The following is a 24,319-nucleotide window of genomic DNA, read 5'->3' on the forward strand; positions in this document are numbered from 1 at the left end:
GTGGCCTCTTTACGCCGATCCTGGACTGGCTCCATTACGCCGATCACGGACTGGCCTCATAACGGCGATCATCAAGTGGCCTCATTACGCCGATCACGAATTGGCTCCATAACGGCGATCCGTGACATCTGGTGCTCGAGCAGCAAACGTCGATTGCGAATATGGTGCGAGAGATCGCCGCACGCGACGACGAGATCGAACGCCTGAAGGCGCAGATCGACAAGCTCAGGCGGATGTACTTCGGTAGCAAGTCCGAGAAACTGGCTCGGCAGATCGACAAGCTCGAGGCGCAACTGGAAGACCTGACGGCCGGCCAGGGCGCTGCAGAGACGCGAGGGTACCGAGACAAGACGTCGACGTCGACGGCGCCGCCCGGTCGGGCGCCCACGCGAGAGCCACTGCCACCGCACTTGCCCCGCGACGAAATCGAACTCAAGCCGGATCCGGCCTGCCCAAAGTGCGCGACGACGATGCAGTGGCTCGGCGAGGATGTATCCGAGCAACTCGCCCGCGTGGCGGCCGCGTTCAAAGTGATCCGCACGATCCGCCACAAGATGTGTTGCCCTGATTGCGGCCACATCGAACAGCCCGCGATGCCCAGCCTGCCGATCGAGCACGGCATCGCGCATTCGAGCTTGTTGGCCGATATTGCGGTGTCGAAGTTCGCCGATCATCAGCCGCTGTATCGCCAATCGGAGATCGCAGCACGCGACGGTGTGACGCTGGATCGCGGCAGCATGGGCCGCTGGCTCGGGCAAATTGCCGAGCTCTGCGTACCGCTCGTTGAAGCGATCCAGCGCTACGCGCTGGTTCCTGGAAAGGTCCACGTCGACGACACGCCGGTCGCGGTGCTCGCGCCCGGCAACGGCAAGACAGTGACCGGTCGCTTCTGGGTGTACGTGCGAGACGATCGCCGCTCCGGCTCGCCCGACCCAGCCGCGGTATGGTTCGACTTCTCCTCGGACCGTAAAGGCGTCCACCCGCAAACCCGTCTCGCCGCATTCCACGGTATCCTGCAGGCCGATGCTTACGCCGGGTTCGATCAACTGTTTGCGAGCGGCGAGATCCACGAAGCCGCATGCTGGGATCACGCGAGGCGGTACATCTACGATGTTCATGCGCGCACGCCGACACCGGATACCCAGCAACTGCTCGATATGATCGGTGAGCTCTACAGCATCGAAGCCGACATCCGCGGCCAGACACCTGACGAGCGTCTGCGCGTGAGACAGGAAAAGACCAAGCCGTTGCTCGCGAAGTTCGAAGCGACGATCCGAGCGAAACTCGCGACGCTGTCGACGAAGTCCACGCTCGCCAAAGCGATCAACTACTCGCTGAATCACTGGGCGGCGCTGGTGTTCTACTGCGAGGACGGTCGGGCCGAGATCAGCAACGTGCTCGCAGAAAACGCCTTGCGCTGTGTCGCGCTCGGACGCAAAAACTATCTGTTCGTCGGCTCCGACAGCGGGGGCGAGCGGGCCGCTGCGATGTATAGCTTGATCGGGACGTGCAAGCTGAACGGCATCAACCCGCGTGCCTATCTGGAATACGTCCTGACCCACATCGCTGATCACAAGATAGCTCGCATCGACGACTTGCTGCCCTGGAATGTGGCCGACAAGCTGAAGCCAGCCATCCCGCCCACACCATCAACCGGGTAGATCTGGATAGATTTGGATGGATCGTGTCCACGATCGCCGATCGCGGACACGATCTCCCGTGATCTACACGGACTCCACCACACCATCATGCCCCACACGCGCGCGAACGGGGAAACGGCCAGGCTGAGTCGCTTACATTGTTGCGGCCGAGTCGGCAAAACTTGGCGAGCAATTATCCGGATCCCTTGAGGCGTTCGGAAGTTTGACCTTGCAAGAGAACTGGAACGCGACCGGCGACGCGCTCAATTTGAATCCGGCGGACGGAATGACTCGCGCCAGCAGTTTCGTCGAAGCAGTATGCGCGGAGATTCTGCGCGAGCGCGGTGTCCCGCTGCCGGACAACAAGTCGATGAAGCCCCTCATCGAAACGGTGCTCGCGACGCTGCCTTGGCCCGACGATGCGCAATTGCTCGCTGACGTGAAGAGGTTGACCTCGGGAGTATCCACGGTTTGCCAGGCGATCGGCACGTTGCGCACGCACTACGGATCAGCTCACGGCGCGTCGACTCATTTGCCACCGGCCGATCCGGCATATGCGATGTTGACGAAGAACGCCGGAGCGGCGGTGGCGATATTCCTGCTCGATCGTCATCGGAATGGCGGCATCACGAGGCCACCTGAAAGTGACTGATGAACGACGTGTCAATCATGGGGGTGCGCATGGGTATGGTCGAGGGTCGACGGGCAAGACCTCAATTGGACTAGGTACCAGCGGGGATTCGAAATGACGCGAACAGCATATTCAGAACAATTCGGTCGGGAGTTGGACGTAGAGCAGTTGGCGCGCCTGTGCATGGGGACACCGACAGACAGTCCGATCGACCTCTCTCTAGCGGCGACGCGCCGAGCACTCGAGGCCGCGATGCCGGAGCTGGAGTGCCCGTCAGCCGAGTCGGCAGCGCACGCGGTCGCCTCAGTGAGACCGAGTGGCGAGGTGACCCACGCGCTCGGTGGTTTCAAAGCGTCTTCTGAATATTTGTTCATACGCGCGCCCGACTTCGACCGGCAATGCCGGAAGGCCGTGATCGCGTAGCCACGCGAAAGTGTGTCGGCCATCATTAAAAGAGACTTCGTCAGCGACCAGCGAGAGGCGTGGAACGGAAACAGCCGTCGTTCCGATATTCCGAGCCAAAAAAGCGCCGACGGCCGAGTATTTGCCGATTTGGGCCGACCCTATTCCGCCTGGCCCGACGTAGTTATCCCGCGCCTTGCACCACGACGCGTCTAGTAGGTCGATCGCAATCCAGACTACTGGATCGGGCGTTTCGCCCCAGTCTTCAGCGATTGCACGCGGAGCCCATACCAGCTGTCGGAAATCCATAACGGCGTCCATCTTTTCCAGTCTGCATCCCGTATTACGCGTCGTCGCCTGGCCACCACGGCTGCGGCACGCGGTCGACTGCATAGTCGCTGAGCTCCTTCCCGACCAGCCACTTAGGCCGCGGGCCATGACCGGACCAACTACGACCTGACGACGGATCGTAATACTTCGCCAATGCGCGCTTCGGCTTCGTTTGAATATAGCCCAACGCCGACAGCACTTCCTGTTGGGTGATCCCGTACTGGGCGACCTGTTCCTTGAATGTGGCCAGGGCGGCCTTTTTCTCCGCGACCCGGGCTTCGGCCAATTGGGCGTCGAGCTTGCGCAATTCAAGCCGCAGGGACTGCAGGGTTAGAGGTTCCATGAGTTTCGGCAAATGCGTGGAGGTGAATCAATAGTCCGCTGCGCGGTGATAATTCGATGTCCTGTCGCGGCCGTCTATCGGTACTGAAACAGCCGGTGACAGACGATCAACAATAGTTAAACGAGGATGACGGCCGGACCAGCTCTGCTACGATGCCGGCAAGTTCCGAGAGGGTGTCCGGCGCATGTGCTCGCTTAGCGACGGACAACCGAACCTCCCGAGACCCAGAGGACTGCTACGAAGGCCATAGCGGCAGTCCTCGCCCCGACTACACTTCCGTGTATGAGGTCGACTGCGACGCAATGAGTTTTGGAGGCGGCTCGCATTTGCAGATGCACAGGTCATCGCTTAGGGCTGCCTGGCGTCCATCAGGTCCGGTCATCGAGTGCCGTGGGCCATCGCATTTGATCACCCCAACAGAGCCACAAGCAGGGCACATGACCGGATCGTTTTCGTAGGCCTGCTCTCGACCATTCAGGAGGTCGTCAGAGTCTCCCCCCTGTACGACACCGCCCGCAGTCGTCGTATCTCCCTTGACGATATCGAAGCGTTTCATGGTTGAGCCCTGATCACTTCGGACCGCGATAGTGGAAGCTCGCAAGCACCGAATCCCACGCTTTCATGGCCTCCGCCTGGGTGACCGGAGACGTTGCCTCCGTGGGGGGCGTGCTATCGTCGGGCGCCGCGCCGAAAAGTAGTTGGATAGTCAGGTTTGGCTTCGACAGATCGCCCGGAACCCCCGGAGAAAACAGATAGAAGTGATAGGCGTGGATGCCGTCGCCCTGGATATGCACCGCGAACTCGGCGGCCTTCATGCCGGCAACGTCGCGTGTCCCCTTGCGAAGTACATCCACATTTCCCGCATATTGTTTGAGAGTGGCGTCGTCCTTCGAAAGCTGATCAAGGGTCGAGTTTTTCCGATCACGCTCGACAGATTCCCGCATTGTCACAATAAGGTTCGATGGTCGGCCGTGGACCAGGCGCGCGGCGACCGAGGCGTCGAACCCGGGCAACGGTCTACCACCGATCGCTCCGCCTTGGAAACAGAACGCGCCATCGGATGGGACGTCCCAATCTGACCTCGGTTTGATGTTCTTCAGAATTTCGGACGCGTTGGATATTGCCGATTGATCGTAGCTCGCGCCGAATCGATTCTTCAAGACGAACAAAGTGTCGTTCGCTTCAGCATAGCCCTCGACGTCATAGACGAGATCCTCGGGCTTGTCGTCGTAGCGACCGTAGACAAAGAGCCGGGAAGCTGCACTCGGCTCGACGGTCTGATGCAGCCACGGCGTCTTCGTCTGCGCGAATGCCTTGTGCGGGTCTTCACGCATGAGCGTGCGCAGCTCCTGTTCCCGCTTGCTGACGCGGCTGTCGAACTCGGACTTGCTAACGTTGGGGATGGGCTCAATGGTATAGCCCATGTACTTGTAGTCCTGGACGTACACGTCGGCCGCGCGGGGAAGATCAACCGCAAACCGACCAATACACCAAGGACGAGTATCGGTCATAACCGGTTGCGACATAGAGGACTCCGATGGTTTCTGCGGTGTACAGGCGACCGCGCCAAGCGTTGCGATCGCCAACGGAAGAATGCTGGCATGAATTCGACGGATCAGATTTCCCATGCTCACGTTTGTATCGATTTCACGATCTTCACTACACTGTATAAGGTTGCCCACCGAGCCCAAGGATGGGCGAAGCAGCCTTGATGGTCGAAACCACGCTGCTCGAAGGCCACTTGCACACCCTCTGCGACACCACCTGGTACGCCCGGCTTGAGGCCGCGGGCAACTGCTTCGCCCGACCATGACGGGACAGTCCCGTCGCCAGGGATGAAGCCGTGTGCTGCAGCATCCCGGTCGTCTTTGGACTTCTTCATCGCGGTCAGGGTCACCGCCGCACCCTTCACCGAGATACGAATCGTACCAATGCCGTCGTCGCTCAGGAGCTTCGCGTTGATTACATCTGCCTCGGTGACACCCTGGGGAAAGTCACCTTGCCAGACCACGTTACCAAACGTCCGAAGCGTATAGGCATCTTCGCTGCGCTCGACTCTCTTCGGAAGGTGAACCGTCATCCCGGTCCGGGCATCCTTGAACGCTTCTTTCTGGTTCTGGTCCAGCATTCCGTTTCCGTAGAACGCGTATGTGTTCTTATGGTACCTGTTGACCAGCTTCGATTGTCGCTTAACGACTTCCACCATCGTAGATCTGAATTCTTGGGCGACCGAGACACCAGGGGAGTTAGTTTTCAATCTCTCTTGCGTGATGCCTGCAGGATCGAGAACGGAAGGCGATTGATCGGGGACCAATGAATACCAGTTCGTCGTGCTGTAGAGCGAGATCGAGTCCCCCGGACGTGGTAGCGACATCACCGTTTCGCGCCGCATATTCTGGAAGACCCACCACGGCTCGGAACCGTGATAATCAGGCATCGGCAGCAGCTCCAGTGGCCCCTGAGCGTTGGCGGTAATCGCTAGGAATTCGTGTGCGTTAAATCCGGCCAGGAGCTTGTTCGCCACGGCGTCTTCACCCTGTCCGCCAGTGCGAAACCGACGTGCAGCAAGGGGCGCACCGGTCGCCGGCTGTGCACCGTGGATCACGCCGTGCATCAAGCCTTCGTTATTTGCAAGAACGCACGCCATCCGTGCGACGAGACCGCCCATGGAGTGGGTGATGATGATTGCTTTCGTAACCTTGTTCTCCGCGCAGATCTCCTTGATCCCCATCAATCGCTGCTTCTTCCCGCTCTTTGGGTTGGAGCAGTCAACGCCGTTGACGACATCGAAGGCTGATTTTTCGTTTGACTGGAGCCAGTTGTATCCGATCGCATAGACCGGATAGCGGTACTTAGCAAATTTCTTGAATTCTTCCGAGTCGGCCGTGATGGTGTCCGCCGCTGCTCCAAAGGCACCGTATGCTTTGGGGTCGGTACCAAGTAGCGGCTGAACAGTGAAGTCTTGACCGTTCTTATCTGGGGCAACCCAATAGCCGGAGATTTGACCGTTGTAGTACGGGTGATTTAGCTGCTTTTCAAGCCACGCAAGGGACGAATGGTAGCTGTCCATATGGACGCTGCCCCAGCCGCGTCGACGTGCCTCATCGTTCCCAATGTCGCATCCATTGGCATTCACACGACCCCTTGGGGAGACAACCGCGTCGGTGGGGTCGTAGTTCTTCTGCTTGTCGTTGTTGTCCTGAAAGAAGTATGTCTGCGCAGCGAAGATGCCCGCCGAGGCTAGGTTGTTCGGCGGAGACCATACCTCTTCGCCGGTCTTCTTGCTGACCAGAATTGACCCCATGACTCCCGGAATGAAAATGACCGGAATCGCGGGCCGCGGATCGCAGTGAACAACCTTGTTTCTCCAGTCGGAGTCGGGCGTCAGTGTCGCGTTTGTGCATTGCTTTCCGTCTGCTCCGTGGGTCGCATTCAACGTCACCGCGTCGGATTTTTCGGTATTGCTACCGTTACCGTTGCTATTGCTCATACCTGGTTCTCTTATTCATTCGTTCGGTCTGCAGTGTGCGGCTCGTCGCACATCGGGCGCTCTACAAACCGGAGCTGGGGAACGGAAGAATTCGGATCTGGACATTCTCGACGTCGTGGCTCCGTTGCACCGCAGTTCTTCCGAGCTCGTCGGTTGTGCCGCTGATGACCGTGCCATCTCCACGCACAATCTCGTACGGATGGTTCGCAAGCGCTTCGCCAGTGATCTTGTTGTGCAGGATGTAGGGATCGTTAAAGGCCGTCTTGGGTAAACTGTTCATATGCTCGGCGACGGAGCTGGGGCCCTGACGGCTGAATGCCGCAGATTTGATGGTCCGCGCGCCACGAGTCCCGTCCTCGATTCCGTCGGCGTTCAGGCGAATATAGGAGCCGCCGCATTTCAAGATGATCTCGACCTTCGCTTCGATAGTCACTCGACCTTGATTGCTCGTGACGGTGATATCGCGGTCCGCGAATAACGACAGCGCATCCGATTGCGCCGCGATCTCGACCTTGCCTTTGGCCGCGAACAGCTTCATGCCGGCCTTCTGGACGAACAGACTGATTTTCTCGACCGCAGCTGCGACAAGCGATTTGCCGGTGGCAATGCTCGTAGTCTCGCCGCTCATCAGCGTGAGTTGCTTGTCGGCGGAGAGTTGCGCGCTGCTCTGCGTCGAAACCGCGACGCCCGCCGGACTTGCTATCAGCACGACCGGCTTGCTGAAGCCGTTCGCTTCACCGGTGCCGCCGCCGTCCGTGCGGCCTCCGGTTCCGGTCGGGCCAGTCAGCGGGTGGCGGGTGGCAGAGACAAAATCCTTGAGCGCTTTCTCGCCGTCCTCCAATGATTCCGCTTGGGCGGTCGTACTTGCGTTCGATAGGGACTCGATCAGCAGTTGGGACCGACTGAACTGGTCGGTCGGTTGATCGATCGCGAGCGGCTGGCCGTCGGCCGCCGGGTGGCTGGATACGTACAGACCTTGGCCCGCTCGAATAGCGCCGTAAGCGGTCGACTTGAGGTCGAACCCATTGCCTAGAAGGGCACCGCGAGTGTTGTCTTTCTGTTGAACTAGATAGCCGAGGTGCAAATGTGAATCGTAGCTCGTCGAGTACAGATGCACGCGGTTCTGGCCGGTCGAGTCGTCCATCACCAACTGATTGAAACCACCGCCGCCGTACTCTTTCGACCGAAAGCCGGAGAGGAGGCCATTGGTATGCCAAACCGGCTTCGTGGCGCCGCCGTACATGCGCGAGATAATCACGGGCCGGTCGCAATCTCCTTCCATGAAGCCGACGACGACTTCGTCGCCCTTGCGGAGAGGGTGGACGCCCCCGCGCATCGCGCCCGCATCCGGAAAAGACGGTCTTACCCAAATCGACGCGCGCTCTGTGCGCTCATCACGACGGTTCCAAAAGAACCACACCTTTACTCGATTGAGCTCATCGGTGTAGACCTCTTCCTTTGCGGGCCCGGCGACGATTGCGCTCTGCAACTGCATAACGGGCTTCGCATGCTCGAGCGGGCTGCGGTAGGGGAGGTCGCGTCGTAGCGCTTCCACCGTCACGTGATAGAAACCCGCGCTCCCGTCGGCGTGCATGACGGTCGCTCCCACCCTAGCCTGGGCCAGCTCACCAGCGAGGCTTTCTGCGACATCGGTCACCTCGTCCATTCCCGGAAGGTTGTTGCGGATCATCCAATCGACGCTGACCACGACGAACTCCCGCTCTTCCTTTGGCCCGGAATCGTGAAGAGGGTGGCCCTGCAGCTCAAAACGGTAACCGGCCATCGCACAGCGCAACGCGCCAGATCCGTGGAATCGCTTCATTCGCGATCGACGTTCCTCGAGGCGGACCCTTGCTTGCGCGTCGCCATGGTCCGAATCCGACCAACCATAGGAACCCGGATACTCGTAGACCTCGCCGTCGGTCGGCAACGCGTTATGGACGTCAGTGTCGCCTTGCACTTCTCTCGGAAGGTCGGGGCGCATGTAGTCCGGCGAGCGCCGAGTAAGCGATGCGCTTTCAATTTGCAACTGTTCCTTCCACTGTATGAAGCCATCGGCCTCTTCGCCAATGGACGAGCGCCCGAACTGGACAACCGGCTGCCGCAGGTGGGGCAGGGAATACGAGTCGTCGATCAGTACCATCGAGTGGGCGCGACCATTCGGCGCCTGCTCGAAATAGAAGAACGTGCCATTTTCCTCTAGCGTTCGGTGTACGAAGTTTATATCGTATTCCCACTGAACGCGGTTGGAATAATTGGGCAAAGGGCGGCGCAACTCGAAGCGAAATGCGCCGCGTGCTTGTGGGTGCTCGTTGAAGACGTCCGTGAGAATCTCGTCGCCCCTTTTTTCCTGCCAGTCGCGCATATCCCGTCGCAGCCGGAGGAAATACAACCACGACGAGAAGCGTAGGCGAAAATAGGTTAGCGAGCCATCCGCACCGGTCCGACTGAATTGATGCACGTAGCCCTGAATCGGCATGTACGTGCCGTCGGATTGCTGAATCCAGAGGGTGATCGCCTTGCCGATCAGCGCGTCAAGTTTAATCTGGGCCCCGCGCGCCGAAACCGTATCCACGATGAACTCGTAGTCGCGTCCGAGTCTAGACGTTCCCTTGACGTACAGCGGCAGAAGCCAGTCGACGCCGAGCGGCGTATCTAGCTTCACGAGGCGGTTGTACTGTGCGTCCCCGAGACGCAACGCTTGGTATAACGTGCTGTGGCCCATACTGCATGCCCTTTTTGGTTTTCGGATGGGGCGGTCGTTACCTCACGCAAGGGTGATCGCGGCGTAGCGCGCTTACACTCCTGCGATTTTCGCAATAATCGCGATAATTTAATGCCCCTTTTCCTGCCTATGCATCAAATTGCCCCGCGACTGCTTGCGGGTTATGTCGAACATGACAAAATCCTGACAGTCGCGGGAATATCTCGAATTTCTACTCTAATCCGCCCTCGGATATCGCCCCGCATCTAAGAGAATTGAAGAACGGAGCGCGGTAGATACCAAATCATGATGATCATAGCGGATTTACTGCGCACCCCTCTTAAAAATTGTTAAACCCCGACGTGTCCGCTCTAGCTCATCGGGGAGGTTAGCGCGGGCGCTGGAACGGGTCGGTCAGCGCGGCACAAGTACTGGGACGGCCGATGACGAAGATCGTCACCCCGGGCGCGCGCAGTTTCCGGCGCATAGGGCGCCCCCTAACGGACGCGTCACCACTTTCTACGGAGTATGGCGAGAGGGCGAGCCGGCACGCCTGACGGAGAATCTAGGCCAAGCCTCGACGGTTTGAACGACACCGGTGAACGCGTTCGGTGTAAGCGACTCGGCCTGGCCGTTTCCCGAAGCTGATTTTTTCAAAGCATGATGGGCGCGTTTAGATTGACGGAGCCAGTCAGCCATGTCGAACGCAGGGAACCGTGCCCATCCCCATCGTACGTACGCGCAAGAATTCAAGCAGCAGGTGATCCGGGAGACGTTGGAGCCCGGTATGTCGGTGTCGATTGTTGCGCGACGGCACGACATCAACGCCAATGTGGTGTTCGGATGGCGCAAGCAATATCGTGAAGGCAAGCTGGTCGTCCCTGCACTGGATGTTGCGCCGAGCGTGCCAAGCACGGAACTGCTGAGCGTCGACGTGATCGACGCGGCATTGGTGCTGCGGGCGCCGGAGCCGACGGTAGCATCGGGAGCGATGAGCAGCGTACCGATGTCGACGCCCGTGTGCGAGATCGAGGTGGAGATCGGCAAGCGGCGCGTGAAGATTCGTGGCCTGTCTGCCGAGCGCGCCGAAGCGTTCCTGCAGGAATGCCTGAAGTGATCGCGCTGCCGGCAGGTACGCGTATCTGGCTGGCGGCCGGTGTGACCGACATGCGTTGCGGGTTCCAGGGGCTGGCCGCGAAGGTGCAGACAGCGCTCGAAGAGAATCCGCTGGGCGGCCACGTGTTCATCTTCCGCGGCCGTCGCGGCGATCTCGTGAAGCTGCTTTGGGCGACCGACGACGGACTCTGGTTGCTCGCAAAGCGATTGGAGCGGGGCCGGTTTATTTGGCCCCAGGCCGACGGTGGAAAGATCCATCTGACGAGCGCCCAACTGTCGATGTTGCTCGAGGGCATCGACTGGCGACAGCCGCGGCGTACCGCCGCTCTGTCGATGTTGTAAACCGCATCGAAGGCTCGTAAACTGCGACGCATGTCCAAACATGCGCCGCTTCCCGCCACCGTCGCTGAGTTCCAGGCTCTGGTGCTCGAGCAGCAAACGTCGATTGCGAATATGGTGCGAGAGATCGCCGCACGCGACGACGAGATCGAACGCCTGAAGGCGCAGATCGACAAGCTCAGGCGGATGTACTTCGGTAGCAAGTCCGAGAAACTGGCTCGGCAGATCGACAAGCTCGAGGCGCAACTGGAAGACCTGACGGCCGGCCAGGGCGCTGCAGAGACGCGAGGGTACCGAGACAAGACGTCGACGTCGACGGCGCCGCCCGGTCGGGCGCCCACGCGAGAGCCACTGCCACCGCACTTGCCCCGCGACGAAATCGAACTCAAGCCGGATCCGGCCTGCCCAAAGTGCGCGACGACGATGCAGTGGCTCGGCGAGGATGTATCCGAGCAACTCGCCCGCGTGGCGGCCGCGTTCAAAGTGATCCGCACGATCCGCCACAAGATGTGTTGCCCTGATTGCGGCCACATCGAACAGCCCGCGATGCCCAGCCTGCCGATCGAGCACGGCATCGCGCATTCGAGCTTGTTGGCCGATATTGCGGTGTCGAAGTTCGCCGATCATCAGCCGCTGTATCGCCAATCGGAGATCGCAGCACGCGACGGTGTGACGCTGGATCGCGGCAGCATGGGCCGCTGGCTCGGGCAAATTGCCGAGCTCTGCGTACCGCTCGTTGAAGCGATCCAGCGCTACGCGCTGGTTCCTGGAAAGGTCCACGTCGACGACACGCCGGTCGCGGTGCTCGCGCCCGGCAACGGCAAGACAGTGACCGGTCGCTTCTGGGTGTACGTGCGAGACGATCGCCGCTCCGGCTCGCCCGACCCAGCCGCGGTATGGTTCGACTTCTCCTCGGACCGTAAAGGCGTCCACCCGCAAACCCGTCTCGCCGCATTCCACGGTATCCTGCAGGCCGATGCTTACGCCGGGTTCGATCAACTGTTTGCGAGCGGCGAGATCCACGAAGCCGCATGCTGGGATCACGCGAGGCGGTACATCTACGATGTTCATGCGCGCACGCCGACACCGGATACCCAGCAACTGCTCGATATGATCGGTGAGCTCTACAGCATCGAAGCCGACATCCGCGGCCAGACACCTGACGAGCGTCTGCGCGTGAGACAGGAAAAGACCAAGCCGTTGCTCGCGAAGTTCGAAGCGACGATCCGAGCGAAACTCGCGACGCTGTCGACGAAGTCCACGCTCGCCAAAGCGATCAACTACTCGCTGAATCACTGGGCGGCGCTGGTGTTCTACTGCGAGGACGGTCGGGCCGAGATCAGCAACGTGCTCGCAGAAAACGCCTTGCGCTGTGTCGCGCTCGGACGCAAAAACTATCTGTTCGTCGGCTCCGACAGCGGGGGCGAGCGGGCCGCTGCGATGTATAGCTTGATCGGGACGTGCAAGCTGAACGGCATCAACCCGCGTGCCTATCTGGAATACGTCCTGACCCACATCGCTGATCACAAGATAGCTCGCATCGACGACTTGCTGCCCTGGAATGTGGCCGACAAGCTGAAGCCAGCCATCCCGCCCACACCATCAACCGGGTAGATCTGGATAGATTTGGATGGATCGTGTCCACGATCGCCGATCGCGGACACGATCTCCCGTGATCTACACGGACTCCACCACACCATCATGCCCCACACGCGCGCGAACGGGGAAACGGCCAGGCTGAGTCGCTTACTCCTTTGGATGCGTTTCGTCATCAATTCTGGCATCAAACCAAACGGCTTCTTCAATTCGAGCCCATTTAATACGAGCCGGCAACGTGTATTAGCAACATTGCGGTTGGTGGGCTGGAGTGGCCGAAATTCGAAATCCGCCACGCGAAATCCTATTTTTGAGCTACAATGTGGCTCACATCCTTTGACCGGAGGTCATCATGTCCACCAATCCCGTGGTCCGCGCCCGCATCGATCCGGCCATCAAGGCCGAGGCCAGCGCCGTGCTGGCCAGCGTCGGCCTGACCGTGTCCGACGCGTTCCGCCTGCTGCTCACGCGTGTCGCCCACGACAAGGCGCTGCCGTTCGAACCGCTGATCCCGAACGAGACCACCATCGCCGCGATGCGCGAGGCGCGCGCCGGCGGCCTGCAACGCTTCGACAACATCGAGGAACTGATGAAGGATCTGCATGCGGAAGATTGAGCAAACCGGCCAGTTCAAGCGCGACTATCGACGCGTGGCCGTCGGCCGGCATCGCGCCTCGCTCGACACGCTGCTGGCCGCCGTGCTGCCGCTGCTCGTAACCGACGCGACGTTGCCCGCCAAACATCGCGACCACGCGCTGATCGGCGAATGGAGCGATCACCGCGATTGCCATTTGAAGCCGGATCTGGTGCTGATCTACCGCAAGCCCGATGCGTCGACCTTGCAGTTAGTACGGCTCGGCTCGCACAGCGAACTGGGGCTGTAGACGATCACCGTCACGAAGCTCAACCCAGGGGTTCTCGTCATGCCGGAAACACGGACCACCATCGAATGCCCGGTTCGTGCCATTCGCACCAGCAGCCTGGCCACCGGCGTGTTGTACCGCGCGTTCGTCGCGCTGCCGGACGCATTGTGCCGATCGCGAGGCGCATACGACGAACGCACCGTGTTCTTCGAAGTGCCGCGCGGCAAGGGCAAAGCCGCTCACCTCGAGCTGCTACTGTCGGCAGCCTGGTGTGTCGACCCGCAAGGCTGGGCCGAAGAGGGCGCCATCTACAACATCTACAGCGCCGCCGAACTCTACGAACGAAACACGGACCCGACCGCCGAGCTGGAGTTGCTCGACATCGGCGGTGGCACCGATGGTATCGGACCGAACAAGGCTTATTACGCTCGCCCATCCGACGTCGACCTGTTCGTGACACCGCGCGTTGCCGCCCGCCTGCGCGAACTGCTTGCGATCGTGGAGTCGCTGTACGAGACCGCCGGCCAGGCCACGACCGACTGAACCGAGCGAACCGGGAGCACATGCCGTGGCAGCCACGAATTCGAGTGCCGCACCCTCGTACGCCACTGTGCTCGACGGCCTGCGGCACGTTTGCCATCGCCAAGTCGTGCGGTACCGGCACGGCGCGCCGGTCGAGGCACTCGCCCGGATGGGGTTCATCGCCTGGGTACGGCAGCCGATCCGGCTGTCCCAGCAGGTCGCCGAACGCTCCCGGCTCGTGCCCGTGCCGATCGAGGTCGCCGAATTGACCGACACTGGTCGTGCGGCGCTGGACTGGCTGGTCGCGTTCGAAGCCACTGCGCATTGGGAGACGTTGCATACGCGACCCTACAGCACGCGTGATCACCAGGAGGCGCCGTGAACGCGCCGGCCGAACAGCTGATCCTGCCGCCGCCGCGCACCTATACGCGCACCTATATGAACGCCGCGATTTAGCAAGCGGTTTTGGTAAACGAAAGGGGCAGGGACGATAGATCGCTCCCCAAAATCTAGGGCGGATTGACTGTCTGGAGTCGGCCAACAAGGGACGCTCGCCCTCTGCACATAGATCGTCGACAAATCCGCACCTCTCGCGCGGGACTCGGTCGAAGCTATGCCGATAACCGAAATGTTGGGAGGATAAGGAGCCGCATAGGGCGTCTATGTGCGTATTGTCCGGCATATGCCGGAAGAGAAGCCCGTCAAATATGACCTGGTTAAAGTGGATGTCTTCGCAGAGACCGGTGTTCCGCGGGATCATTTGATGCGGCACCGGTCCGGCCGCATTTCAGCCTGATTATTCAGCGTCGTGGACGTCAAATTCAGGTCGTGCCCTGCAGCAAAGACCGATTTGGTCTTTGTGGCTAGTGTCATCCTAGCATTGGCCACTGTTTCCACGAACCAGAGGCCGGGCCGACCGGGCGTATCATCGCGTAGCGCGAGCCTCATGCCGCGAGGCCAGCAGCTTCGCGCTGATACGGCACCGCCCCTCGCCAGCACGCGTTTCGCGTTTGATTTCGAATGTGCCAGTGCGCGCAGAACAGCCAGTCATCTGGCTTGCGGCGGCGTATCGAACAACGCGGTATAGCGGCGCTGCATTTCTTCGGGCGTCACCTTCTCGATGGCGTGGCCAATTAGCCAGCGATGGCCGAACGGATCGCGCACGGTGCCGGAGCGTTCACCGTAGAAGTGATCTTCTGGCGCTCGATCGAGCGTTCCGCCGGCGGCGACAGCGCGCGCAACCAACTCATCGGCATCATCGACGTGCAAGTGCAGCGTGACCGGCGTGGCCCCCAGGCTTTCAGGACTTCGCACGCCCATGCCGGGATACTCCTCCGACAGCATCAACGTGTGCCCGTCGAGGTCCATTTCGGCATGACCGACACGGCCGTCGGGTTCGGTCAGCCGGAATAACTCGTGGGCACCGAAGGCCCGGATATAGAAGTCTATCGCGGCGCGGGCGTCACGCACGCAGAGGTAGGCATACAACTCGTGGATGGCCATATCAGCTCCTTGTCGGTGATGCGTCATTCTGGGGGAATGGCTTGGCGCCGTCTTGCAAGAATTTGACCTGCGCCGCTTCAGGCCGGCATGTGTCGTGGCGTAGCCGGATCGGTGCGGTGCCTCCAAACAGAAGGCGCGACGCCGGTGATGGACCGGAAGCTATTCGCCAAGTGCGCCTGATCCGCGAAACCGCTGGCCGCCGCGATCTCGGCCCAGCCGCGCGATCCGTCAGTGGCCAGAGTGAGTGCCCGTGCGAAGCGTTGCAGCCGCAGCCACTCGTGTGGCGCGAGACCGGTCGCCTGCCGGAACAATGCGATACAATGACGATGGCTCAGGCCGCAGGCGTCCACAATCTCGCTCACACGCGTGAACCACCGATCAGAATGACCGAGCACGCCTGTCAGCGCCGGATGCAGTGTGGGTGACCGACCCCGTCCGCGTGCCAGTAGCCAACGCTCGAACAGCGCCAGCCTACTCGTCGCGTTGGGGCAGGCCTGCAGCCGTGATAACAAATCGTCGATTTCGCCGCTTTGCAGCAGAAGTTCCAGCGGTGTGTGACGGCCGGCCAATGCGACCTCAGGCACGCCAAGCAGCGCGCTGGTCGCGCCGGGCCGCAGCACGGCGCCTACCGAAATAGAAGGCTGTGATACGTCGCGCAGATGATACGCGGCGCGGGCGCCACCCACCACCGCGTGGCCGAGATGGCGGCCACACAAATCCGCCGTGTTGTCAAAAACACGAAGCGATGGCCCACCAACGCGCAGGGCAATGTGCGTGGCACCGGTCGGCAACACGTGCTCGCGCGCAGCGAACCGCCGATCCACCAACGGGAACGGGTCGTGCGCCCAGATCGACTCGATTAAGCCTTGCAGCGCTGGAACAGGGGGCCGACGAAGCGAATCCATCGGCCGATGATACACCTCTGGTGCATTCGAGCGTCTTCGCTGCGGATAAAGCAGAGTGTAATGACTCGTGCAATGCTGAGATTTATCGATGAACAACTTCAAACAGAGCATTGACAGTCTTGGCAATGCCTTGATACGCCAGGGCCAACAGCGTGCCGGGATAGACTTTATTCACTTCGGACCGACTACTCGATCACCGACTAACGCCTGACAACCATGGCCGGTCTGGGTACCGCTGATTCAGGCGGCCCGTCAATCGGCGACCGGGTCTAGCCGCGACCGTGACCGCGATGACCAACCAGGCTTTCCCGAAAAGGTGGATCGATCCAGAATGGATGCGAATCTTCATGGTTTGGAGACAGGCCAATCCAGTGGCCGCTATTGGGAGAGTAGAAAGTCCGCTGTGGGTCGCAAGCGGCCAGATGCCGTGAGCCCGCTCCTTGCCGAATTATCGTGCTGTGAGCGCCAGTGCACACTCAGGTTTAGCGGATCACGGTCAAACCAACCACCTACGTCACGGGCGAGGAGCAAATTTTCGCAGCACGAATTCCCCCACCTGCCAAGAGCGGGCGAAGGTAAGTGACCCTGATGCATCAAGTATCGAGTGCGGTCGATAGCGCTCCAAAAATAGAGAAGGGCAGGACGGAAAAGTCGGATCGCGTACGTATATTCGGCCTTGTTGCGACGCGGATGCTGTCGCGGGCCACGATGAGAACCGCTGACTCGCTCCTATACGAACTATCGCGCTCGAAGCGCCAGTGCACACTCAGGTTTAGCGAGTCACGGTCCAACCTGTCCTGTCATCTCCTTCTGTTACGCCGAGCGATCGGATGAAGTTCACTCCTCTGTCGTTGATGATTCCTGCCGGGCTATGCCGGCTTGGTGCTGACAAAATCTTGTTGATACGGTCTGCCGCGAGCGAGCACGGCCCAGATGACGCGCGCCAGTTTGTTGGCCAGTGCGACAATCGCTACGTTATACGGTCGTCGCTTCAGCAGCTGTTCAATCCACGGATGCTTGGATCGGAGCTGCACGCTGATGACTCTCGCGCAATGCACGAGCAGGGTGCGCAGATAAGCATCGCCCCGTTTGCTGATCCCGAGCAGTGTCGTTCGCCCGCCCGAGCCAACTTGCCTCGGTACGAGACCGATGGACGCGGCGAACTCACGGCCGGACTTGTACGCCGATGCGTCGCCGATCGTGGCGACCGCAGCGGTGGCGGTCAGCAAGCCAACACCCGGAATGGCGCTGATCGCTTGCGCGCTCGAGTCGGTGCTCATCCATTGTTTGAGCCTTTGCTCGATGCGCGCGATCTGCTCGTCCAGGTGCGTCAACGCAGACCATTGCTCGCGGAGTGTGTCGATCAACGGTGCCGCGACATGCTGGCTGACCCGCTCTAAGACTGCAGCGATATTCGCGTCGAAAGCGCGTCGGCTTGCCGGCATCACTTCGCCGTATTCGCCCAAGAGTCCGCGGATGCAATTGATCTGGGAGGTGCGGAACTTCACGAGTTGCTGGCGCAGCCGATGCAGAGCCAGCACGGCCTGTTGCGCCTCGCTCTTCACTGCTACCTTGTTGCCGGGTTGCTGGACTGCAAGCCAGATTGCCCGTGCATCCGCCGCGTCGTTCTTGTTACCGATGTTGAATGCCTTGGCAAAGCGCGGGGCCATGAGACGGACCTTGTGTCCGAGCTTGCTGAGCGATCGCGCCCAGTGTTGGGAGCCCCCACAAGCCTCCATGCCAATCAAGCAGGGCTCCAGGTTGGCGAAGTATTCGAGAAAGTTGGCGCGCTTGAGCGGTTTGTTGACGATTTCGCCGCTGCCGGGCGCAATGTAGTGGATCTGGAAGACGTTTTTGCCGATATCGACACCCACAGGGAAGGGATTCATAGCTGCCTCCGTTCAGAAGTACCGCACGCGTATGATGCGCTCGGTGCGCAGCGGCGTTCATCCCATCGGACTACGCGGCGCTGCGTGCGTACGTGCAGGGCGTGTCGCCCGGCGCGATCGCCGAGCGCTACTACGATCCGGAGTCCGGGCCCGGCGCGTCGGCCGACGCGCTCGAGCGGCACCTGCGCACCATGCGCGACGATCTGGTCCACCTCGCGCTGCTGCACGGCTCGTCGGTGCTGGCCGAGCACCTCAAGACGTCGATCAGGCAGCACGGCAGCGCGAAACTGACCGCCCTGACGCTCAAGATGGTCGAGGATGCGTCCAGGCTCGCGGTCGCGCGGCCGCTGGCCGCGCACCCGGTCGGCGGCTGGTTCCGACCGATGATCGGGAAGCGGCTGGCAGAAGAGGGCGTCGCGACGCTCGGCGAGCTGGTCGCATTGTGCAATCGTCGCGGCGGCAGCTGGTGGCGCTCGGTGCCGCGCATCGGCCTGTTGCGCGCGCGGATCCTGGTCGCGTGGCTGCGCCAACATGCTGAAACGCTCGGCATCACGGTCGACGCCGACGTCGATGCCGACGAGCCGTTCGCCGCGCCCGTCGACATGCGCGTGACGCTAACGCCGGCCGGCAGTCCCGACGGGCAGGCAGGCGAACCCGGCCCGCTGGCGCCGCTCGAGCGCATCGCGTTGCCGCACGCGTTGTCCGGCGCGCGCGGCGTGAACCGCGCCGGCGGTTTGTGCTACCTGCAGGCGCAGCACGACCTCGACGCGATCCGCGCGTACCTGCATCGCTACGGCGACCGGCCGCAGGCGCTGCGCGCATACACGCGCGAGCTCGAGCGGCTGCTGTTGTGGGCCGTCACCGAGCGCGGCGCCGCGCTGTCGTCGCTGACGGTCGAAGACTGCAACGCGTACAAGGCGTTTCTGGCGGCACCGGGGGAGCGTTTCGTGGGCCCGCGCCAGTCGCGCCGCTCGCCGCGCTGGCGGCCGTTCGCGCCCGGCGGCCTGACGCCGACCAGCCAGAAGTACGCGATATTGGTGATCCGCGGCGCGTTCGACTGGCTGGTCAAGGTACGCTATCTGGCCGGCAACCCGTGGGCGGCCGTGTCTGATCCGGCCACCGTGACGCCCGAGCACGCGATTCGCATCGAGCGCGCGTTGCCGCTCGCGCTGTGGACCAAGGTGCGACAGGGTCTGGCCGAGCAGGCGCAGCGCTATGGACCGGATGCGGCACGTTGGCGAACCGCGGCCGTGGCGATCTTCCTGATGGGCGATTCGGGCCTGCGCATCACCGAGGCGACGCTCGCGCAGCGCGCCGGCCTGCGCTACGTGCCGGCCGATTCGCGAACTGGATTTCGAGGCGCCGCCCGAGGTCGCCCCGCTGATCAAGCCCACCGAGATCCCGCCGACGCCGGCTGCGCAGCGCCGCCACGGCGACGAACACAGTGTGGCCGGGTATTCGGCCAACGGCCTGCGCGGCGTGGTGAACTGGGCGTTCGCGCAGCTGCTCGAGCGGCTCGAGCTGACCGACGACGAGCGCCGGCATCTGGCCGACTCGACGCCGCACGCGCTGCGGCATACGTTCGGCACCCAGGCGATCGCCGCGAACGTGCCGCCCGACGTCGCCCAGAAAGTCTTGGGCCACGCGTCGCTCGCGACCACCTCGATCTACGCGCAGGCCGAGACGAAACGGGTGCGCCGCGAGCTGGCAGGATACTTTGCGCAGATGCCGGCGCTGGGCGCACCGACAGCACGGCCGACAGCGGCGCCGGTCGCGGCGGACATCTTGGCGATGCAGCAGGACATCGTCATCGGCGAACCGTTCTGGTCGCTGGACACGGCGGTGCCGGATCCGGTGCCGAACGACGACGAGCAGGTCGCGCAGGTGCGCGTCACCCTGCAGGTGCAGGCCACGGACGCGCCGAATACCACGCAGACCGAACGCGCGCGCGACGCGCTCGAGCGCTGGATCCTCGCATTCTCCGGCACCGAGCGCGCCGCGCCCAGCGTCGTGATGTTGCTGCTTCCCTATCGACAGGTTGGGGAGCTCGATACGCGCGTGCGCAACTGGTTGGACGACATCGCGTCCGAAGCGCAGGAGGGCGGTTTCGCCTGCGCGCTCGACGCCCGCTGGGGCGAGCGCCGCTGGACGCATACGGGCGCCCCGACGGTCGGTCGACGGTGCGCGCGATCGACGCCGCCGCCGACACGCCGGCGACTGTCTTGACGAACCCCGCCCACCCGCGGATCTGGCGCCTGCGCATCAGCCTGCTTGGTTTGCGGCCGGAGATCTGGCGGCGCCTGGAGATCCCCACCGATATCGATCTTGCCGAGCTCCATGTGATCGCACAGGCCGCGATGGGCTGGACGAACACGCATCGGTACGGGTTCGCGCTATACGGTTTCCTGGATCGTATCGACCTCGAGGACGATCGCGCGAGCGGCGTGCGCCTGCTCGACGTCGCCCAGCCGGGAGACACGCTCGGCTATACCTATGACGTCGGCGACTACTGGCATCACGCGATCGCCATCGAGGTCGAGATCGCGCCGGCGAAGCGGGCCACGTATCCGCGCTGCACGGCCGGACGCAACGCGTGTCCGCCCGAAGACTGCGGCGGACCCGCCGGCTACGCGCACCTGCTGCGCACGCTCGGCGGCCGCATGACCGGCGAAAAACGCGAGCTGTTCGACTGGCTCGGTGGCCGGTTTGATCCGCATGCGTTTCGCGTCGCGGACGTGAACCAGCGCCTGGCCGACCGTCATAGCGAATGGGAGTGAAGGGCGCGTCGCGGGCACAGCATGTCGGCAAGGCGTCCGTCGGTTCGACAGGCCGAAGCGGTTGTTCAGCGACCGAAATGCGCGTTCATCCTGCCGGAATGACTGTTCATTTCGTCGGAATGACGATTATTGATTAGCAATGCGTGATCTTGAAGTTAGAAAATCGCCCCTCATGTGAGGGCGATGGAAAGACGAGACATGAGATCGCTTCCTCGTGAGGCGCGTGAAGAGCGGCGTCGGCAGGTTATCAACCTGCGCAGGCGGGGCTGGACCTACGACGAGATTGCCGAGCATACGAACCTGTCGCGCACGGGCGTGTTCGATATTTGCAAACGCTACGCTCGCGAAGGTGCGGCTGGATTGCGTGACAAGCCGAGCGGCGGAGCAGCGAACCCAAGCCGTGTCCTGAGTGAGCAGCAGGAAGTGGAAATTCGCGTGCTGTTGCGCGACCAGATGCCGGACCAGTTGAAGATGTCGTTCGCGTTGTGGACACGACATGCCGTGCGGGAGTTGATCGGGCAGCGATGCGGTTTGACGCTGACATTGCAGGGTGTCGGCCTGTATCTGGCGCGCTGGGGTTTCACGCCGCAAAAGCCGATGAAGCGGGCCTACGAGCAGCGACCGGAAGCGGTGCAGGCATGGCTGAACGAGACGTACCCGGAGATTGCGCGCCGGGCAAAGGCCGAAGGTGCGCAAATCCAGTGGGGCGACGAAACGGGGCTGCGCTCGGATGATGTCCGGGGCCGCTCCTACCCACGGATCGGCAAAACGCCCGAGCGGCGCGTGGCGAGCCGACTCGAGGGCCTGTCGGTGATGTCTACGGTGCCGAACCGCGGCCAGGTGCGCTGGAAAGTCTTCGAGGGCGCGATGAACGCCGACATCCTGCTCGATTTCCTGAGGCGGCTGATCAAAGACATGCGCAGCAAGAAGGTGTTTCTGATTCTCGACAACCTGAAGGTCCATCACGCCAAGCCGGTCAAGGTGTGGTTGGCCGAGCACGTGAACCTGTCCGCATATTTGTGGGCGAGGCGGTTGAACAGCACGTTATCCACGCGCCTGCATAAATCGCTCGCCGAACAGGATAGCAAACTGGTTCATTGCTGATTTCCAGTCGAACGCGGACCGCACGGTCTTGGCCAGTACGTTGCGCAGCGCCAGCCAGAGCAGCTTGATGGCCGCCTCGTCATTGGGGAAGTGACCACGGGTCTTGATGATCTTGCGCAGCTGCATGTTCAAACTTTCTATGGCGTTCGTGGTGTACACGACCCGTCGAATCTCCGGCGGAAACACGTAGAACGGCACGACGTGCTCCCACGCGCGTTGCCACGACTGCACGATCGTCGGGTACTTCGCGCCCCAAGGCCCGTCGGCGAAGTCTTGCAGCGCCTGCCGTGCCGCCTCTTCGCTGGCAGCCGCGTAGATCGGGCGCAGCGCTGCGGCGAGCACCTTGCGGTCCTTGTAGCTGGCGTATTCGAGGCTGTTGCGGATCAGATGCACGATGCAGGTCTGAACGGTGGTCCGCGGATAGGCCGCGCCGATGGCTTCGGCGAGCCCCTTCAGGCCATCGACCACGGCGATCAGGATGTCCTGGCAGCCGCGCGTCTTCAGCTCGTTGAACACCTTGAGCCAGAACTTGGCCCCCTCGGTTTGCTCGATCCAGAGACCCAGCACGTCGCGCTGGCCGTCGGCCTGGATGCCCAAGGCCAGATAGACGGCCTTGTTGCTGACCACGCCGTCGTCGCGGATCTTGACCCGCAGCGCGTCGAAGAACACGACCGGATACATCGTCTCAAGCGGGCGGCTTTGCCAGCTCAGCGCCTCGGCCATCACCTCGTCGGTGACCGAACTGATGAAGTCAGGAGACACCTCGGTGCCGTAGTGCTCGGCCAGAAACGCCTGAATCTCGCGCACGCTCATGCCGCGGGCATACATCGCGATGATGCGTTCGTCGAAGCCGGTGAAGCGGCGCTCATGCTTGGGAATCAGGATCGGTTCGAAGCTGCCGTCGCGATCGCGAGGGACTTCGACCCGAACCGGGCCCCGATCGGTGATGACCGTCTTGCCGCTGGCGCCGTTGCGCTCGTTAGCTTGCCCGGGCGGCTTGGACTGGCCCGGCGGGTAGCCCAGATGCAGATTCATCTCGGCACCCATTGCGCGTTCGATGACTGCTTTGTTGAACGCCAGCATCAAATCCTGGACCTCGGTCGGCGTCATCGGCCCCTTGACCAGTTGGTCCAGCAGTTCCTTGGGCAGTTCAGGCAGCGGCCCGCGGGCCGCTGCCTGACGCGCTACAGTTTGCCTTTTCTTCTTCATTGGCATATCCATGACTTTTACACCTCATGATATGCCTCGCCCACGAAATCACGGATAGGTCCGAGCACGTCGACGAGATCGAAGTGTTCTACCTGCCGTCGTACAGCCCGGAGCTGAATCCCGACGAGATGCTCAACGCTGACCTGAAGGCGAACGTGACCAAACAGGCGCCGACTCGGACCAAGGGAAATCTCAAGAAAGCGGTGATCAGCCATCTACGTCGTCTCCAGAAATCACCACAACGTGTCGCTCGCTATTTCATGCATAAGCCAATTCGCTATGCAGCTTGAGTCAAGTTCAAGTATTTCTGATCAATAGTATGCGAATTGAACGTACGCGGTTCATCGATACGCGGTGAACATCCATCCAGACGCGGCAACAAGGTGCTCAAGCGCGCCTTGTTCCTATCCGCCTTCGCGGCCTTGCGGAACCCAGTCTCACGGGCCTATTACTCGCGCAAGATCCAGCAAGGCAAGCGCCATAACCAAGCGCTCATCGCGCTCGCACGGCGACGCTGCGACGTTCTGTTCGCCATGCTGCGCGACGGCACCATTTACCAACCCAAGTCAGCCCCTAACGCTTGACGAAACACATAGGGGCACCCCCCGCCTCGCCGGGCCGCACGACCTTGTCGGTCGGCCCGATGACCGAGCGCCGGTGGCCTTGTCAACTTGAATCGCCCAGCGGATAAAATGGGGGATGACAAAGAGCCGCAACCCATTTCACGGCTACCGCTTCCCGGCCTCGATCATCAGCTGCGCGGTACGCTGGTACCACCGCTTCAATCTGAGCCTGCGCGACGTCGAGGAACTGCTGCTCGAGCGCGGCGTGTCACGGATCGCCGTTATGGAGCCAATTCGTGATCGGCGTAATGAGGCCACTTGATGATCGCCGTTATGAGGCCAGTCCGTGATCGGCGTAATGGAGCCAGTCCAGGATCGGCGTAAAGAGGCCAC

The 24,319-nt window shown here is 61.7% G+C and carries 19 protein-coding genes and 6 pseudogenes; 16 read left to right on the top strand and 9 right to left on the bottom strand.

Features of this window, described 5'->3' with window-relative positions; genetic code table 11:
* Positions 1-161 precede the first annotated feature (161 nt).
* Both QZM72_RS34525 and QZM72_RS34530 read left to right on the top strand, forming a co-directional pair.
* The gene (locus QZM72_RS34525; RefSeq protein WP_301740371.1) at positions 162-1,661 is read left to right on the top strand and encodes an IS66 family transposase; all 1,500 of its coding nucleotides are present in this window, start codon (positions 162-164) and stop codon (positions 1,659-1,661) included.
* A 208-nt stretch (positions 1,662-1,869) separates the two neighbouring features.
* Entirely contained in the window at positions 1,870-2,292 is a 423-nt protein-coding gene (locus tag QZM72_RS34530) for an abortive infection family protein (RefSeq protein WP_301740356.1), read from the top strand.
* Positions 2,293-3,016: 724 nt separating this feature from the next.
* Here QZM72_RS34530 and QZM72_RS34535 read toward each other — a convergent pair.
* From QZM72_RS34535 to QZM72_RS34555, 5 genes are all read right to left on the bottom strand, one after another.
* Positions 3,017-3,346, bottom strand: a complete 330-nt coding sequence (locus QZM72_RS34535; RefSeq protein ID WP_301740357.1) for an H-NS histone family protein — start codon at positions 3,344-3,346, stop codon at positions 3,017-3,019.
* 268 nt (positions 3,347-3,614) lie between these two features.
* The gene (locus QZM72_RS34540) at positions 3,615-3,902 is read right to left on the bottom strand and encodes a PAAR domain-containing protein (RefSeq protein ID WP_241332443.1); all 288 of its coding nucleotides are present in this window, start codon (positions 3,900-3,902) and stop codon (positions 3,615-3,617) included.
* A 13-nt stretch (positions 3,903-3,915) separates the two neighbouring features.
* Positions 3,916-4,974, bottom strand: a complete 1,059-nt coding sequence (locus QZM72_RS34545; RefSeq protein WP_301740358.1) for a T6SS immunity protein Tli4 family protein — start codon at positions 4,972-4,974, stop codon at positions 3,916-3,918.
* A gap of 2 nt (positions 4,975-4,976) precedes the next feature.
* The gene (locus QZM72_RS34550) at positions 4,977-6,836 is read right to left on the bottom strand and encodes a hypothetical protein (RefSeq protein ID WP_301740359.1); all 1,860 of its coding nucleotides are present in this window, start codon (positions 6,834-6,836) and stop codon (positions 4,977-4,979) included.
* A 61-nt stretch (positions 6,837-6,897) separates the two neighbouring features.
* Entirely contained in the window at positions 6,898-9,561 is a 2,664-nt protein-coding gene (locus QZM72_RS34555) for a type VI secretion system Vgr family protein (RefSeq protein ID WP_301740360.1), read from the bottom strand.
* A 676-nt stretch (positions 9,562-10,237) separates the two neighbouring features.
* Here QZM72_RS34555 and QZM72_RS34560 point away from each other — a divergent pair.
* The 7 genes from QZM72_RS34560 to QZM72_RS34590 all read left to right on the top strand — a co-directional run bounded on the left by QZM72_RS34560 (position 10,238) and on the right by QZM72_RS34590 (position 14,358).
* Positions 10,238-10,657, top strand: a complete 420-nt coding sequence (locus QZM72_RS34560; protein ID WP_264169445.1) for a transposase — start codon at positions 10,238-10,240, stop codon at positions 10,655-10,657.
* Positions 10,654-10,998: an IS66 family insertion sequence element accessory protein TnpB gene (tnpB, locus tag QZM72_RS34565; protein WP_017333797.1), complete on the top strand. Its 345-nt coding sequence runs from the start codon at positions 10,654-10,656 to the stop codon at positions 10,996-10,998. The genes QZM72_RS34560 and tnpB overlap by 4 nt, the downstream gene beginning before the upstream one ends.
* 30 nt (positions 10,999-11,028) lie before the next feature.
* Complete coding sequence (locus tag QZM72_RS34570) at positions 11,029-12,609, top strand: IS66 family transposase (RefSeq protein WP_301740361.1); 1,581 nt, start codon at positions 11,029-11,031, stop codon at positions 12,607-12,609.
* Between the two features lie 334 nt (positions 12,610-12,943).
* The gene (locus tag QZM72_RS34575; protein WP_301740362.1) at positions 12,944-13,207 is read left to right on the top strand and encodes a type II toxin-antitoxin system RelB/DinJ family antitoxin; all 264 of its coding nucleotides are present in this window, start codon (positions 12,944-12,946) and stop codon (positions 13,205-13,207) included.
* Positions 13,194-13,475, top strand: coding sequence for a type II toxin-antitoxin system YafQ family toxin (locus tag QZM72_RS34580; RefSeq protein WP_301740363.1), 282 nt, complete (start codon positions 13,194-13,196; stop codon positions 13,473-13,475). Before QZM72_RS34575 ends, QZM72_RS34580 begins: the two co-directional genes overlap by 14 nt.
* Before the next feature lie 39 nt (positions 13,476-13,514).
* Entirely contained in the window at positions 13,515-13,997 is a 483-nt protein-coding gene (locus QZM72_RS34585; protein WP_301740364.1) for a hypothetical protein, read from the top strand.
* Between the two features lie 25 nt (positions 13,998-14,022).
* The gene (locus QZM72_RS34590; protein ID WP_301740365.1) at positions 14,023-14,358 is read left to right on the top strand and encodes a hypothetical protein; all 336 of its coding nucleotides are present in this window, start codon (positions 14,023-14,025) and stop codon (positions 14,356-14,358) included.
* A 665-nt stretch (positions 14,359-15,023) separates the two neighbouring features.
* Here QZM72_RS34590 and QZM72_RS34595 read toward each other — a convergent pair.
* The 3 genes from QZM72_RS34595 to QZM72_RS34605 form a co-directional block, all read right to left on the bottom strand.
* The gene (locus QZM72_RS34595; protein ID WP_301740366.1) at positions 15,024-15,479 is read right to left on the bottom strand and encodes a VOC family protein; all 456 of its coding nucleotides are present in this window, start codon (positions 15,477-15,479) and stop codon (positions 15,024-15,026) included.
* A 77-nt stretch (positions 15,480-15,556) separates the two neighbouring features.
* Positions 15,557-16,495 (bottom strand): AraC family transcriptional regulator, encoded by a 939-nt coding sequence (locus QZM72_RS34600; RefSeq protein WP_301740367.1) that lies wholly within the window; start codon positions 16,493-16,495, stop codon positions 15,557-15,559.
* 758 nt (positions 16,496-17,253) lie between these two features.
* Positions 17,254-18,273, bottom strand: coding sequence for an IS110 family transposase (locus tag QZM72_RS34605; RefSeq protein WP_301740368.1), 1,020 nt, complete (start codon positions 18,271-18,273; stop codon positions 17,254-17,256).
* A 383-nt stretch (positions 18,274-18,656) separates the two neighbouring features.
* Here QZM72_RS34605 and QZM72_RS35735 point away from each other — a divergent pair.
* From QZM72_RS35735 to QZM72_RS34620, 4 genes and pseudogenes are all read left to right on the top strand, one after another.
* A pseudogene (locus QZM72_RS35735) lies at positions 18,657-18,788 on the top strand (phage integrase family protein); the annotation flags it as partial.
* 967 nt (positions 18,789-19,755) lie between these two features.
* Positions 19,756-20,499, top strand: coding sequence for a tyrosine-type recombinase/integrase (locus QZM72_RS35740; protein ID WP_367620054.1), 744 nt, complete (start codon positions 19,756-19,758; stop codon positions 20,497-20,499).
* 32 nt (positions 20,500-20,531) lie between these two features.
* Positions 20,532-21,050 (top strand): annotated as a pseudogene (locus QZM72_RS34615) (plasmid pRiA4b ORF-3 family protein); the annotation flags it as partial.
* Positions 21,051-21,233: 183 nt separating this feature from the next.
* Positions 21,234-22,049: pseudogene (locus QZM72_RS34620) on the top strand (IS630 family transposase); the annotation flags it as partial.
* A 45-nt stretch (positions 22,050-22,094) separates the two neighbouring features.
* Here the strand turns inward: QZM72_RS34620 and QZM72_RS34625 are convergent.
* On the bottom strand, positions 22,095-23,363 hold the full coding sequence (locus tag QZM72_RS34625; protein WP_301740370.1) for an IS256-like element ISBcen18 family transposase: 1,269 nt from the start codon (positions 23,361-23,363) through the stop codon (positions 22,095-22,097).
* Positions 23,364-23,425: 62 nt separating this feature from the next.
* On the opposite strand from QZM72_RS34625, the pseudogene QZM72_RS34630 reads away from it, so the two are divergent.
* The 3 pseudogenes from QZM72_RS34630 to QZM72_RS34640 form a co-directional block, all read left to right on the top strand.
* A pseudogene (locus QZM72_RS34630) lies at positions 23,426-23,653 on the top strand (transposase); the annotation flags it as partial.
* Between the two features lie 48 nt (positions 23,654-23,701).
* Positions 23,702-23,947 (top strand): annotated as a pseudogene (locus tag QZM72_RS34635) (IS110 family transposase); the annotation flags it as partial.
* A 115-nt stretch (positions 23,948-24,062) separates the two neighbouring features.
* Positions 24,063-24,197, top strand: a pseudogene (locus tag QZM72_RS34640) (IS6 family transposase); the annotation flags it as partial.
* Positions 24,198-24,319: the final 122 nt, after the last annotated feature.

This window comes from Burkholderia sp. AU45388 (assembly GCF_030481585.1).
In the GTDB taxonomy this organism is placed as follows: domain Bacteria; phylum Pseudomonadota; class Gammaproteobacteria; order Burkholderiales; family Burkholderiaceae; genus Burkholderia; species Burkholderia sola.